Raw genomic sequence first — 12,849 nt, forward strand, 5'->3', positions numbered from 1 at the left:
TCAAACCGGAGGCATCTTGATGACCCCACGTTAAGGGGTCCCGTTTGGACGAAAATCACCCCTTAAACAGGGTCCTCATTCCATGAAAAATCACACCCTTAAGCTTGGATCGATCCCGAACGTGCGCAGAAAGGCAATTCGTTCGGTCAGCCCTACAGATTTGAAGCCGCGGGCGCTTCCGGCGCGGACCGCAACCAATGGAAGCGTGTCTGGTCGACCGCTGTGTCAACCTCGAGCAGCTTGTCGAGCGCTTGCAGCTTCTCAGGTGTCAGCCCCCTTCGATCAGCGCGCCCTCCGCGCGACGACGAGCTATGGCGCGGGCCGCAAGCCCAACATCGCGCAAAGCTGAACAGCGAAGCCGAGCTTATTGTGCTCACGCCTGCACAGGTCAATTTCGAGTCGATCCGCTGCGGACAATGAATAGTGTCGGATCAGGCTGTCCTCATCAGCCGGAATATCGAAAAGCCCCCGTCGATCCTGAGATTTGAGAATCTTGCGCCTGGCCACTGATCAACTCCGCACACAACACCAACCGCCGGTGAATGTTACCGAGCAGATGGGATGTGGAAACATCGGCTGTCGTGCCGCTACGGTTTTCCACTGAGGTCAGACGCTGCGCGCAGGAAATCGGGAGACACAAGCAAACGCTGTTCACGCACCGCTCGGCCTTAGCGTACGATTTTGAACAGTTCTTGTTCTGGGCCCAGCCTCCCTCACATGCATGGTACGATGATGCATTATTATATATCGTAATGTCGATTCAATCATTATTCTATATCATCAGTATTGACGAAGCCCATGCGATGCGATAGATATAGCATTCTGATCACTACCTGAATTTTGATCTGGATTCTACATCATGTCCTATCAGAGCGAAAGCTTGATCGCGCAAACACGGGAGATCCGCGAGGCTTCCGGTGTGAGCCAGCGCGCCCTTAGCGAGCGAGCGGGGCTGACACAGAGCCACATCTCCCAAATTGAGAGCGGCAAGATGGAGCCTGGGCTGTCGAGCTTCATCGATATGACCCGCGCGCTCGATCTCGAGCTCATACTCGTGCCGAAAAAACTCGTGCCCGCGGTGCTGGGCTTGGTCAAGGCGCAGGCAACACCCGACATGCATATCCACGCCAGCCAGCCCAACTACAAGCGCTTCGCCCGTGCCGAGCGGCTGGTCAAGAAGATGAAGCAGCTCTACGGCAGCTCGGCCGATCTCGATCGCATTGAAGATACGCTGCGTTTTCTGCGTCGGGTGACCCTCGGCGATCAGGAGACGCAGCTGGTGCGCGAGCTCATCGCTCGCCTCGAACGCGATCAGGCGAGCGACCAAGCGGCGCCTATTGTCCGCGACATCGCGCAGAACCTGCAGCGGGTGCGCAACTCCATCGCCCATAGGGTGAGCACCGAGCCGAAGCCGGCCTACTCGCTCGACGATGGAGATGGCGATGCCTGATGTCTCGGTTCTCGACGTGCGGCTCTACGGCGAGCCGATCGGCACGCTGACCCACCTGCAGGGCGAGCGGACGATCTTTGCCTTCAACGAAGACTATGTCGAGAACCCGGATCGCCCGACCCTCAGCCTGTCTTTCAAGGACGATCTGGGTGGCCTCATCACCAAAATTCGCCCAACACAGCGGGTCGTTCCGCCCTTCTTCTCGAACCTGCTCCCCGAGGGAGGTCTGCGCCGCTATCTCGCCGAGCGCGCAGGGGTCAACCAGCAGCGCGAATTCTTCCTGCTTTGGGTGCTTGGCCTCGACCTGCCCGGAGCACTCTCGATCCATCCAGCGGCCGGCGGCGCCCTTCCGCCTGGCGACGATGAGGATTTGCCGGCGAACGCCAAACCCAATGCTCTCCGCTTTTCGCTTGCCGGGGTGCAGCTTAAGTTCTCCGCGTTCGGGAACGCAGGCAAGGGCGGGGGTCTGACCATTCCCGCAGAGGGCGTCGGCGGCTCCTGGATCGTAAAGCTCCCGTCTCAGCAGTTCACCGGCGTTCCGGAAAACGAGTTCTCGATGATGACGATCGCCGGGATGATCGGCATGGAAGTGCCGGTCATCAACCTGGTCGATCTGGATGCAATCTTCGGCATTCCAGAAGGCGTTGGCGAGCTCAAGGGGCAGGCGCTTTCTGTCAGCCGCTTCGATCGAACCGGCGATGGTCCTGTCCACACCGAGGATTTCGCGCAGGTGTTCGGGGTCTTCCCGGACGACAAGTACAAGCGCGCAAGCTACGCCAACATCGCGCGCGTCATCGGCACCGAGGCCGGAGATGCCGGCGCCGCCGAGTTCATTCGTCGCCTCGTGTTCAGTGCTCTGATCGGCAATGGCGACATGCACCTCAAGAACTGGTCGCTGGTCTATCCCGACCGGCGTACTGCTGCACTATCGCCTGCCTACGATCTGGTATCGACCGTCCCCTATATCGAGGGCGAGGATACCGCCGCACTCAATTTCTCTCGCACCAAGAAAATGGCGGAATTCGATGCCGATGAGCTTCGGCATCTGGCGGCCAAGGCACTTCTGCCCGAAAAGCTCGTCATCGATACCGCCGCGGAAACCGTCCGGCGTTTCCGGCAGGTCTGGCAGGCCGAGAAGCGGCATCTTCCTCTGGCCACCAGCGTCGTGATGGCGATCGACGCTCACACCCCGACCGTGCCGCTTTACAACGAACTTGCATGACGGAGGTCTCTGTCCCGAACACGCGTCACCATATGCAGCAAGGCGACCGGAGTGGATTGCGGGTCTGATGCAGTGAGGACTGCTTCGCCCCGGCTGAACCCCTAACGCTCCCTGATCACCCGAGTCGAAGCCATCGAGGAGCCCCTCATGAAGAAACTTCGGTATCTGGACAAACTGATCGATGAACTCGCCAGGGGCAAGGCGATGAAGAAGATTCTGCGGAAGTGATACAATCAGTTTCGCCAGATGTCCCGAGCGGGGATCTAAACGGCGCCAACTGGTCCGCCGCCGGGAGACCATCCTGAGCTTCCAACGAAGACAGGGGCACACGAAGCACGCGTTACCCTCACCGACAATGCTGCCGTCTGTCTGGATGTGCTACAGTGCTCAGCGTTCCGCAGTCATGGGCATGTCGTGACCTGGCTTGAACAGATGTTATCCGTCCATCCGCGCACACGCTTGCCAAGATCGGTTATTTCCACTTCCGCCCAGTTGCCCATGCAGGCGCGAAGTTCAAGCTCAAACCCAAAGTAGTCGGGGGCTTGACGGAGTCCGGAGTTTTCAGAGAGCTCAAGCGCGAGGGGTGCATGGCGCGACGGCTCCATGAAAAGGTCGCTCCCTTCAATTGAGAGGGCGAGAAGTCTACCCGACACCCATCCTTCCCCCTCGAAAACCGGGTCCGGCCCATAGTCGACGATGTAGTTATTGATCGTCGCCGCGTCGATCTTGAACCAGCCGTCCCGCGATCCGACGATGGATACTTCGGTGGCGAAACTCATGCCGCCTATATCCTGGGGCGGCGGCAGCCGGCCGATCACCGCGTAGTCCGTGCCGGGGCCGGCGCGAACATTCAGGCCGGCGGGATCCGGGTCGCTGGACCAGGCGCTCATCCGGCAGATGGTCGTCGTCGCCACACCGGTTTCCGGGGCCTGGCCGGCACATGTCTCCAACAGGGGCGTGGCCGCCTCCCGCGCGCCGTCGAGCGGATATTCCCTTGTGTCGTACTTCATGACGACCACGAGGATGCCGTCGGAGGTGATCAGGTCGGTGAGGCGGTCGTTGAGAACGGTCTTTCCCTCAAGGATGTACAGCCTGCTGCGGATATCGTCATCATGCATGCCGGTGGTCCGGATCGGCACCGTGATGTCACCGGCCCGCAACAGCACCTCGACCTCGGCGCTGTCGGCGGAATCGCCGAGTATGAATGTGAAGACGAAGGACACGCCGTTGCCGTCGGGCGTGCAGGAAAAGGAGATAGGCGCGTGGCCAGATTGCGCAGCGCCGTAGGTGAGCGACGCGCCATGCGGACCGGCCTCGCCATGCCATCCAGGGCTTTCCTCCGCCAGTGCGCCCGCGGCAGGCAGGCAGGCAAGGGCGGCGGCCGTCAATACGGTGCGTGCTTGTCCGATCGGTCTCATCGATGCCTCCAATCCGCCGGCGCGGCTCCGGCGATTTCCTCCTGCCTGTCAGTAACGCTGCCGGTTCTCGTGCGCCAGGAGTGTGAAAGCATCCGAATCCGGCATGTAGCGCTGCGTGGCGGAATCCCAATGATAGGTTACGGTGATGGTGCGGCTCCCCGGCTCGGGAGCGACCCTGCCGCCGCAGTCCTCCGCCATGAGCGTCGTCACCTCGGCAACCGTGGCCGCCACGAAGCCCATCGAAGCCACATGCGCAGACGGTCATTCTCTTCGCGAGCTCTTTCAGGAGCTTCACCTGATCCCTCGTGAGGGCCACCAAAATCCTTGCGCCAGCTAATGGGATGGACGGTCTCCCTCCCACCGGCAGGCTAGGGGCCTGTCGACCGCAAGGAATGTAATCATGAACATTGATATCCTGGGCATTGATATCGCCAAGAAGGTATTCCAGCTGAGGGAGATCTACCCACTTTTGGTGAGCTTGCGGCTCTATCCGCGGGATGTTCAACTTCCTCCAGAATGACGCTCGCTCATGTAGGAGGAGGAGAACATGGCGGGAGCAGAATGTATTCTTCGATTTCTGCGACGTGGGCTGTTTGGTGCGTTCCTCGTGGTCCCTGCAGCTTTGGCGTCCGCACAATCCACGCCGGGAAATGCACAGGGCCTCGACCGACTGCTCCAGGAACTCCTCATTCCAAGCCGGCCGATACTGCGGCCTGATCCCGGCCATGGGGTCCAGCCGCGCTCCCGCCAGCAGCCGCAGGGAACGCGGATGGACGCCCAATCCGTGCGCTCCATGCAGAATATGCTGAACGGCCTGGGCTACGACGCCGGAAACGCCGACGGAGTGTTTGGCGCGCGGACGCTGGGCGCCCTCAACCAGTTCCAACGTGATTACGGCCTGCCGTTGTCGCGCATGCCGGATACGCAATCGCTGGCGACCCTGAGCGCGGTCTACAACCGTAGCGATCAAACCGCTCCTCGAAACCAGCAAGCGGAATTCGGCCAAATCCAGCCGACCCATGATCCCGAGATTCTCGCGAACCAACCAGGTTTCGACTGTGAGCAAGCGAGAGCGAGCGATGAACTTGCAGTCTGCGCGTCTGCGACGCTCCGCCATCTGGATAGCCAGATGAGCGCGAACTACGCGCAGCTGATTAAGGACGCATCGGAGGCGGACGCGGCGCACTGGCGAAACACGCAGCGCGCGTTTCTGGAGAAGAGACAGGCATGCGGCAGCGAAGTCCCCTGTCTCACCTTGCTCTACGAAGATCGGATCGCGGAACTCGGCTTCCCGCCTTCAGGCGAGCTGGCGGAGGATCAATTGTTCAACGACACGCCTGCGGTGCTGCAGGCTTCCGGCGCGCCGCTATCCCCCGAACTCGATGCGCTGCTGTCCGATCTTGTCAAACATCAAGGCCTGCCCACAGCAGATTCATTGCAGCCCCGAAAACCGCAAGGTCTCAGCGGATTGATAGGGCTGCTACGGCTGGGTGAGCATCCTGAAATCCTCAACCACGATGCGACGGCGGAAACTCATGCACGCGCTTACCTTCGAGGCAGGCGCAGGGATGCACTGCTCAACACCTATCGCGGCTGGGCCGGCGACAACGAGTTTGAGAAAAAACGATCCTACGAGGAATTTGTCACGCAGGATGCAGTTCGCCTGAGAGCCATCGCGCCGAAGTTGCCGCTGACAGTGGTGCTGACGGGCAGGCTGGGTCTCGAGTCATATGACATGGCGCGAAAGGCTTTTCCTCTGAATTCGTCCGGTGGTCCCATGCAGTTGTTTGATGCGCCGCACAGCGTCGGACCGCAGTTCGCCTTGCCTGATTCACTCCCTGTCGACGCCGCCGCAGCCGAGGACGTGCTCCAGCGCATGGAGAATCGCAACCTTTGGATGGCCGCCACCGTCACCATAACCCGTATTGGACAGCAAACTGGTGACATTTCCTATCGTCTGGAACGGCTCGTCGGGTATGCCGATCGCGGATTGACCGATCTCGTCTACGAATTTCCACGCGCACAGGCGCCGGTTGCCGGCAGCGAGGGAGAGAGCCTGGCGGTGTCAGAGTCTGTTCCGCTCATGGGAGACACGCTTCTGCTTGCCGCAATCAATGCCGGACTTCCGCCCGCCAGGCCAATCGACTGGGTACAGGAAACCAGGCTGCGGTTTGGAATAGAGCGCTCGATATACCGTATCGACCACGGCGCGAACTGGAAGCAGCACGATCCCTGGGGCCCCTTCTTTCCGGCGTCTGCCCAAACCTGGGAGGGTCAGGAAACCGCATATGAGCAATGGACGCGCAAGCGCGCACAAGCCCTTTCCAAAAATCTTGTTGTTCGCTCGCTGGGAGCGCTACGCATTGGCGGGTCGGGCGGAAGCGATGACGTCGAGGTTGAAAGCGATCTGCCCGCCGTCTTGCCGCGCATCGCTCTTTCGACTTTTTTTGTTCGCGATGAGAACGCCCGCGTTGGCGGGGCGAACAAAAGCGCCCTTGACGAGTTGATTGCCCGCACGGTTGGCGGCGGAGCGAACCGCCTGATTTTTGTCAGTCGGGGGGAACAGGCTGAGTCCGGCGCGCTGCTCTTCGACCGACCGGTCAGCGACTACCGTTTTCCGGTTGACCGGGAAAAACTCGAGGCTGCCGTTCGCCAACTGCCGGAAAAAGACTATCGGAGTTTTGAGGTGCTACTCACCGTTGAGCGCGGCGAGGCCAGGCGGCTGAAACGCGGCGAAGTTGAACTGATGGTTCTGCCCGTTACGCCAAAATCGGCGGAGGTGGTCGTTGGCGGGAAGGTTATCGCCACGAGTTCGTTCAACCTGTCGGACAGCATCCAGTATGGGGCGGGCGATCAAACCATCGAAGCGCCGGAAGGACGGGTCATGCCGCTCAATGCCGAGACAATGGACCTGCTTGCGCTTCGACATGTCCCGCAGTCGATCTCCGATCAGGACTGGGAGCGTATGTTCTGGAGCCGTTACGAAGCTGAAAAGTCCTCCTACGACAAGGAACTGCGATGGGGAGAATTTTTCCGGAACATAAGGTTTGCGCCCGAGGCGAAGGACATGGCGACGCTGCTCGCGGACTTCAGAAAATGGTCGGCCAGCCGTGCCGCCAGGCTTCCCGATCAGTTCACGATTTCGTTCCCCCGCAATCGGGCCAAAGTGGTTCGTCTTCCGGGCGTGTGGCGCATCAAGGCGCAAAACGGGATCGAAAATCATATTCAGGCCTGTCGCAACAATCCCGACACGGACCTCAACGACTGCGATCGTCTGGAAGCCTCGTTCGGGATGCAGGATCGCACGGTCCACCTGAAACCCAGATCGGAATGCGGACCCAATGACGCCTATTGCCACGCAACTTTGAAAATCCTGAAAAAACTGGGCGAGGATACATGGCCGGTCGAGCTTTTTGAGCTCACACAGCAGATCGACACTGCGCTGGCCCCCTCACAAGGTCGCAACCAGGACATACAGGTCACCATCGCCGTTTTAGGCGCGCGCATCGGCGACGAAGTTGCGCCATCGGTGTTCGCCGAAGCAGGCTGGAATGTTGAAGGGCCCTCCGTCGCCTTGCCTGCGCCAGTGTTCCAGATCAGCCTCATTGACGCCGCGCTCGTTGATGCAACCACGCGGAATGTCGCGCAACAGCTGGCGATCGGTCCGATACGCTTGGACATGCCGGAGCCGCGGGAAGAAAAGTCAACGGTGCGCGTCTACGATATTATCGGCATCAGTCTCGGAGACGACTTCGAAACCGCCGAAGCGGTCATCCGCAAGCATATGGCGGTTGGGCGTGTATTCGAGGGAATCAGAGCGCATGACGGCTCGATCGAGCGTGGCATGGTTACGCCTGCCACATCGGGCAAGTTGTTCGTCTCTCCCAATGGCAAGGAAATGATAGGCCTCATCGACGAACCGCCCGCGATCGAGGGGAGGGTCGCCGCTGCGTGGCGTCGCATCTACTTCGATCCTTCAACCGTTCCGGAAGTGGAGATCAACGAAAGCCTGCTGCAGAAGTATGGAGCTCCCTATACGGGGCAGATGGGCCAGGGTAGCAATGTGTGGTTTGCTGCCGGCAAGGAAACTCAATGCAGCAACCAGACCTATATTTATAATACCGTGGTTCAGGCCCTTTCCGCCGCATGGACCGACGGAAACCCCGCGCCGACGCTCGTCATAGCCGATGGCTCGCTCATTCATGACGCCAAATTGCCGGAACGCATGCGCAATCCGCTTAAGCGCAGCCCCACGCGCCAACCGGACTGCGGCGAGGTGTTTAGTTCCGAGGTCAATTTCAACGCCAGCCGCACTCTCAAAGCGGGGTATCCGAGTGGTTCGATGGACTGGGTTGAAACGATCCTCACCGATGCCGACGCCTATGCGCGAGCTTTTGTCCAGAATCGCGAAGCCGCGCAGCAGGCGGCAGGTGCAGGAGGAGAAGGCGCCACATCCGGCGCTCAGGGCGGCGGTGTCAAATTCTAAAGCATGTCACCCAAAGCGAGAGCCGGTCGCAAGACAACGACATATGCGAAAACATGATCATAGTCCGCAAGAAGGGAAGCTGGATTTTATCACGGCGTCAGCCCAGCCAGGTGGCCAAACGCCATTCTGATCGGAAGATTTCTGGTTGGGGATTGTAGAATCTGAAGCCGCGGCATATCCGACACGGGACTTCAGCGAGCGCAAATACCCGGCTCGCGCCTGTGTTGGCTGCATGATCTACACACAAAACCGGTCCCGGTACGGCGACGCCCCCTCCTGATACCTGCGCCGCACTCTTGCACATCGACGCAAACCGCTTCGGGGCTCCTGGCAGTGCGGAAGGCTCCGGCGGGGCCGCTGGCGATGCGCAAATCGGAATGTAGGACGTTCACCCGTTAGCTGCCAGTGGACTTTTATCCTCAGACGCTGAGCGGAAATGTGTCAGGTGCTCTGGCTGAGCTGCTCCATCTTCGGCCGGTAGATCATGCTGATATCGGGAGTGGAAAAAAAGGTGGGGGCATAGTCAGAACCCTTTTCCGAGGGAGTACTCATCGGCAGCGCAATTGAAGATGAATGTCTGGGTGGAGTTTGTCGGCACCGATGGCGTTTCGCAGCGTTGAAAAATCGCAATTGTCGAGCGCGGCGCGGCTCGACGAATTCGGCATCTCCCTGGAGGAAGGCAAAGCGATACAGGCCCGTTTGAAGGAGAAGCTTACGTAGTTTCAGGAGGATCCAGCCAGCCTGCAGGATTGGGAATGTCGCGACCGCGTTCGCGGGGTTCATGATTACGCTCTCCTGCGATCCATTCGGAGCGAATCCAGGCTCAACCCCGCTCCCCGCCGTCGTTTCACTTGATCTTTTTGTGTCGGTCACTCGACCACACAATCATCATCGGACCGTCGTCAAACCGGCTTGCCAAGGCGGGACGCTGGTAGTCCTTACCGCATCAGCCGGACCCACGCAGCGCCTATCTCCGCATTTATCGATGACGTCTATATCCGCGCAGTTCCCGGATATCAGAGCCGACATTTCGAGATTGCGATAGGTCGCGTTGTTTCACCGGAACGGCCGGCGCGTCAGTTCGTGGCCGCGCCGAACGTGGCCATCGGCAAGTACGATGCGCAATGTGGGCGCAATGCTGGCTCTCTGGCCGAGACGCCACTGTCTTCAGCGACGGAGATGTTGGACTGCAAGATATTGTGCTCAGCGCGACACGGCAGGCCGAAACGCATGGTCTTGACTGGTTCCATCTGTCGATGCGGCTTCGGCACATCGAACAGGCATGGGAAGGTGCTCAGGCACCTCGGCGATTTTAACATCTACCTTCGGGATGTTACGGTTGATGTGCCGAGGCTACGGCATCTCCTTGGGATTTGTCCGGTGAACCGATTTCCAGTTTCCCGCCTAAAGTGCCGCCAATAGCCTCGTCAACCCGCATGAACAGAAGCGCCAAATGCGCTAGCGTCCCCTCGCAGCCTGACTCCACCTTTTCCTCTCCCGCTCCCCACTTTCAGGCGACGTGTTCTATATTGAGAACAGAAGCTTGAGGCGACTGGCCAGGGCCCTATGTATATGCTCGCGTGCAGCGGCTTCGGCCCTGTCAGGATTTCTCTCCTCGATGCCTGCGACGATCTCCCTGTGCTCGAGCCGAACCTCGTCGCGGCGCTGGGGAAGCTGGAACGTTGTGCGCGGCAACAATGCCAGGGAGTCGTTGAGATCTTCCAGTATCCGCAAGAGATAGTCATTGCGGGCGGCGTGGTAGATGGATTCGTGAAAAAGTGTATTCGCTTTTGCCAGCGCCGTAGCATCGTCGGGCTGGTTTTCGAAAAGCTCGACCGCGTGGCGGATTCCCTCGATGTCGGCTGGCGCAGCATTCATTGCGGCAAAACGTGCTGCAGAGCCCTCCAGCATGGCGCGCACGGCATAGAGTTCGTTGACCTGCCGGCGGTCGAGCTCGGCAACAATCAGGCCGCCGGATGAAATATAGGCAAGGCCTCGCGCCTGAAAGCGGGCCAGCGCCTCGCGCACTGGGGTTCGGCTGACACCGAGCGATGCGGCGAGTTCCTCCTCGCGCAGCCGGCTGCCTGGCGCCAGCGTGCCGCTGCGAAGTTTTTCGACAAGGTTGCGGTAAACCGCTGTGCTCAATGGCTCGTCGCGGTTTCTTCCGGACCTGGCTGACATTACCCTCGACTCTTCGTTTCGCATCCGCGCCGATCTGCGCTGCACCCCAGGGCCGTAAAGGCCTGACGGCCGCTCGATCCCCTCTCTAGAACCGCAGGCGTTCCGGTTGTTCCCCCATTTTTGGAGAATGCCCGGACGCCGACAGTGCCTGGCGAGTGAGCACAACCGCATCTGCCGGGTCAAGACCCTGGCGTGAACGTCGCTTCAGCCTTTGGCTGCAAATGAGCGCCGCCCCGAAAGGTTTCATGAAATGCCCTTGTCTATTTGCATGTAATTGCATACAGTCGCATGCATATAAAGGAGAGGACAGTATGGATACCTGTGATGTGATTGTGGTTGGCGCTGGCAACGCAGCATTCAGCGCCGCGCTGGCGGCGGAGGAAAGCGGTGCAAAGGTGATCGTGCTCGAGCGCGCGCCCGAGGCGGAAAACGGCGGCAACAGCCGCTTTACCGCAGGAGCGATCCGTTTTGCCTATCGTGGCGTGGAGGATCTCCTCGAGGTCATGCCCGACCTGTCTCAGGAGGAGATCGATCGTACCGATTTCGGCACCTATACCGAAGACCAGTTCTTCGACGACATGTTCCGCGTCACGCGCTATCGCTCCGACCCGACCCTGTGCGAACTCCTTGTCCGCCGTTCCTTCGACACCATGAAGTGGCTGCGCTCGAAAGGCGTCCGCTTCCAGCCGATCTATGGCCGGCAGGCATTCAAGGTCGACGGCAGGTTCAAGTTCTGGGGTGGGCTCACCGTCGAGGCCTGGGGCGGTGGCCCCGGCCTGGTCGACAGCGAGACTCAGATCGCCCGTTCCAAGGGTATCGACGTCCGCTACGGTTGCCGCGTGACCGGGTTGCTCACCGAGAGAGGTCGCATTCGCGGCGTCACCGTGAAGCAGGGCAACGAAACGTTCGAAATCGCGGCCAGATCGGTGGTTCTCGCCAGCGGCGGATTCCAGGCCGATCCACAGATGCGCACCCAGTTTCTCGGCCCGAACTGGGAGCTTGCCAAGGTGCGCGGCTCGCGTTTCAACACGGGTGACGGCATCAAGATGGCGCAGGCGATCGGCGCCGCCGTCTACGGCAACTGGTCGGGCTGCCACGCGGTGGGCTGGGACTTCAACGCGCCGGAGTTTGGCGATCTCGACGTGGGTGACGGGTTCCAGAAACACTCCTATCCTTTCGGCGTCATGATCAACGCCGACGGTCGTCGTTTTGTCGATGAAGGTGCGGATTTCCGCAACTACACCTATGCCAAATATGGACGGGTCATTCTCGAACAGCCGGGTAATTTCGCCTGGCAGATATTCGATTCGAAAGTAGCCCATCTGCTGCGCGACGAATACCGGATCAAACAGGTCACGACCGTGAAGGCCGACACGCTCGAGGAACTGGTCGGAAAGCTGGAAGGCGTCGACCCGGTGGCGGCGCTTGAGGAAATCTGCGCCTACAACGCGGCAATCAGGAGAGACGTCCCCTTCAATCCGAATGTCAAGGACGGACGCGCCACTACCGGCCTCAAGGTCAACAAGACCAACTGGGCCAATACGCTCGAGGATGGCCCCTTTCAGGCGTTTCAGGTGGGCTGCGGTGTCACCTTCACCTTCGGCGGGCTGCGGATCAACGAAAAGGCGCAAGTGCTCGATGTGGACCTAGTTCCCATCGACGGGCTGTTTGCCGCTGGTGAGCTCGTGGGCGGTATTTTCTACTTCAATTATCCGGGCGGAACCGGCCTTATGGCGGGCGCCGTGTTTGGACGCCTGGCAGGCGCATCGGCGGCGGCGTCCTCCCAGGCTGCATGACGCCAGGACGGTCCGGCTAGTAAAGCCGGCTTGTCGGATCGTCCTGCCCTGGCAGTCCAGTTCCTGAACGTTCTTCCGAAAAGGTTTTCTCCCATGAAAGTTCTCGTGCCCGTCAAGCGGGTTGTTGATGCGAATGTCAAGGTTCGCGTGAAGGCCGACGGCAGCGGTGTTGAGCTTGCCAATGTTAAGATGGCGATGAACCCGTTTGACGAGATTGCGGTTGAGGAGGCGATCCGGCTGAAGGAGGCGGGCAAGGTCGAGGAGATCGTTGTTGTCTCGGTCGGGCCGAGCCAGGC

Annotated in this window: 8 protein-coding genes and 3 pseudogenes; 7 read left to right on the forward strand and 4 right to left on the reverse strand. The window is 60.0% G+C overall.

The window, feature by feature from the left end; genetic code table 11:
• Positions 1 to 96 precede the first annotated feature (96 nt).
• Positions 97 to 507, reverse strand: a pseudogene (locus ABID44_RS18455) (DUF4158 domain-containing protein); the annotation flags it as partial.
• A 352-nt stretch (positions 508 to 859) separates the two neighbouring features.
• Here ABID44_RS18455 and ABID44_RS18460 point away from each other — a divergent pair.
• From ABID44_RS18460 to ABID44_RS18470, 3 genes and pseudogenes are all read left to right on the forward strand, one after another.
• Positions 860 to 1,450: a helix-turn-helix domain-containing protein gene (locus ABID44_RS18460; RefSeq protein WP_354153143.1), complete on the forward strand. Its 591-nt coding sequence runs from the start codon at positions 860 to 862 to the stop codon at positions 1,448 to 1,450.
• Positions 1,443 to 2,672, forward strand: a complete 1,230-nt coding sequence (locus tag ABID44_RS18465; protein WP_354153144.1) for a type II toxin-antitoxin system HipA family toxin — start codon at positions 1,443 to 1,445, stop codon at positions 2,670 to 2,672. The genes ABID44_RS18460 and ABID44_RS18465 overlap by 8 nt, the downstream gene beginning before the upstream one ends.
• Before the next feature lie 105 nt (positions 2,673 to 2,777).
• Positions 2,778 to 2,900, forward strand: a pseudogene (locus tag ABID44_RS18470) (DUF2200 family protein); the annotation flags it as partial.
• A gap of 173 nt (positions 2,901 to 3,073) precedes the next feature.
• Here the strand turns inward: ABID44_RS18470 and ABID44_RS18475 are convergent.
• Positions 3,074 to 4,060, reverse strand: coding sequence for an SH3 domain-containing protein (locus tag ABID44_RS18475; RefSeq protein ID WP_354153145.1), 987 nt, complete (start codon positions 4,058 to 4,060; stop codon positions 3,074 to 3,076).
• Positions 4,061 to 4,138: 78 nt separating this feature from the next.
• Entirely contained in the window at positions 4,139 to 4,330 is a 192-nt protein-coding gene (locus tag ABID44_RS18480; protein ID WP_354153146.1) for a hypothetical protein, read from the reverse strand.
• 307 nt (positions 4,331 to 4,637) lie between these two features.
• Between ABID44_RS18480 and ABID44_RS18485 the strand changes: the two genes are divergently transcribed.
• Both ABID44_RS18485 and ABID44_RS18490 read left to right on the forward strand, forming a co-directional pair.
• Positions 4,638 to 8,576, forward strand: a complete 3,939-nt coding sequence (locus ABID44_RS18485; protein WP_354153147.1) for a peptidoglycan-binding protein — start codon at positions 4,638 to 4,640, stop codon at positions 8,574 to 8,576.
• A 569-nt stretch (positions 8,577 to 9,145) separates the two neighbouring features.
• Positions 9,146 to 9,944: pseudogene (locus ABID44_RS18490) on the forward strand (hypothetical protein); the annotation flags it as partial.
• A 156-nt stretch (positions 9,945 to 10,100) separates the two neighbouring features.
• On the opposite strand, the gene ABID44_RS18495 reads toward ABID44_RS18490, so the two are convergent.
• Positions 10,101 to 10,802, reverse strand: coding sequence for a GntR family transcriptional regulator (locus tag ABID44_RS18495; protein ID WP_354153148.1), 702 nt, complete (start codon positions 10,800 to 10,802; stop codon positions 10,101 to 10,103).
• 176 nt (positions 10,803 to 10,978) lie between these two features.
• On the opposite strand from ABID44_RS18495, the gene tcuA reads away from it, so the two are divergent.
• Together tcuA and ABID44_RS18505 are read left to right on the forward strand one after the other, a co-directional pair.
• Positions 10,979 to 12,553, forward strand: a complete 1,575-nt coding sequence (gene tcuA, locus ABID44_RS18500) for an FAD-dependent tricarballylate dehydrogenase TcuA (RefSeq protein WP_354153149.1) — start codon at positions 10,979 to 10,981, stop codon at positions 12,551 to 12,553.
• A 93-nt stretch (positions 12,554 to 12,646) separates the two neighbouring features.
• Positions 12,647 to 12,849, forward strand: a 203-nt coding sequence (locus ABID44_RS18505; RefSeq protein WP_435521462.1) for an electron transfer flavoprotein subunit beta/FixA family protein, incomplete at its 3' end; no start/stop codon positions are given.

Origin of the sequence: Aquamicrobium ahrensii, from assembly GCF_040545755.1 — a bacterium.
GTDB classification, from domain to species: Bacteria; Pseudomonadota; Alphaproteobacteria; order Rhizobiales; family Rhizobiaceae; genus Mesorhizobium; species Mesorhizobium ahrensii.

Excerpts from the sequence above, each read along its gene's own strand:
- ABID44_RS18465 (WP_354153144.1), top strand. The coding sequence starts at position 1,443 with ATGCCTGATGTCTCGGTTCTCGACGTGCGGCTCTACGGCGAGCCGATC.
- tcuA (WP_354153149.1), top strand. The coding sequence starts at position 10,979 with ATGAGCGCCGCCCCGAAAGGTTTCATGAAATGCCCTTGTCTATTTGCA.
- ABID44_RS18460 (WP_354153143.1), top strand. The coding sequence starts at position 860 with ATGTCCTATCAGAGCGAAAGCTTGATCGCGCAAACACGGGAGATCCGC.
- ABID44_RS18485 (WP_354153147.1), top strand. The coding sequence starts at position 4,638 with ATGGCGGGAGCAGAATGTATTCTTCGATTTCTGCGACGTGGGCTGTTT.
- ABID44_RS18480 (WP_354153146.1), bottom strand. The coding sequence starts at position 4,330 with ATGGGCTTCGTGGCGGCCACGGTTGCCGAGGTGACGACGCTCATGGCG.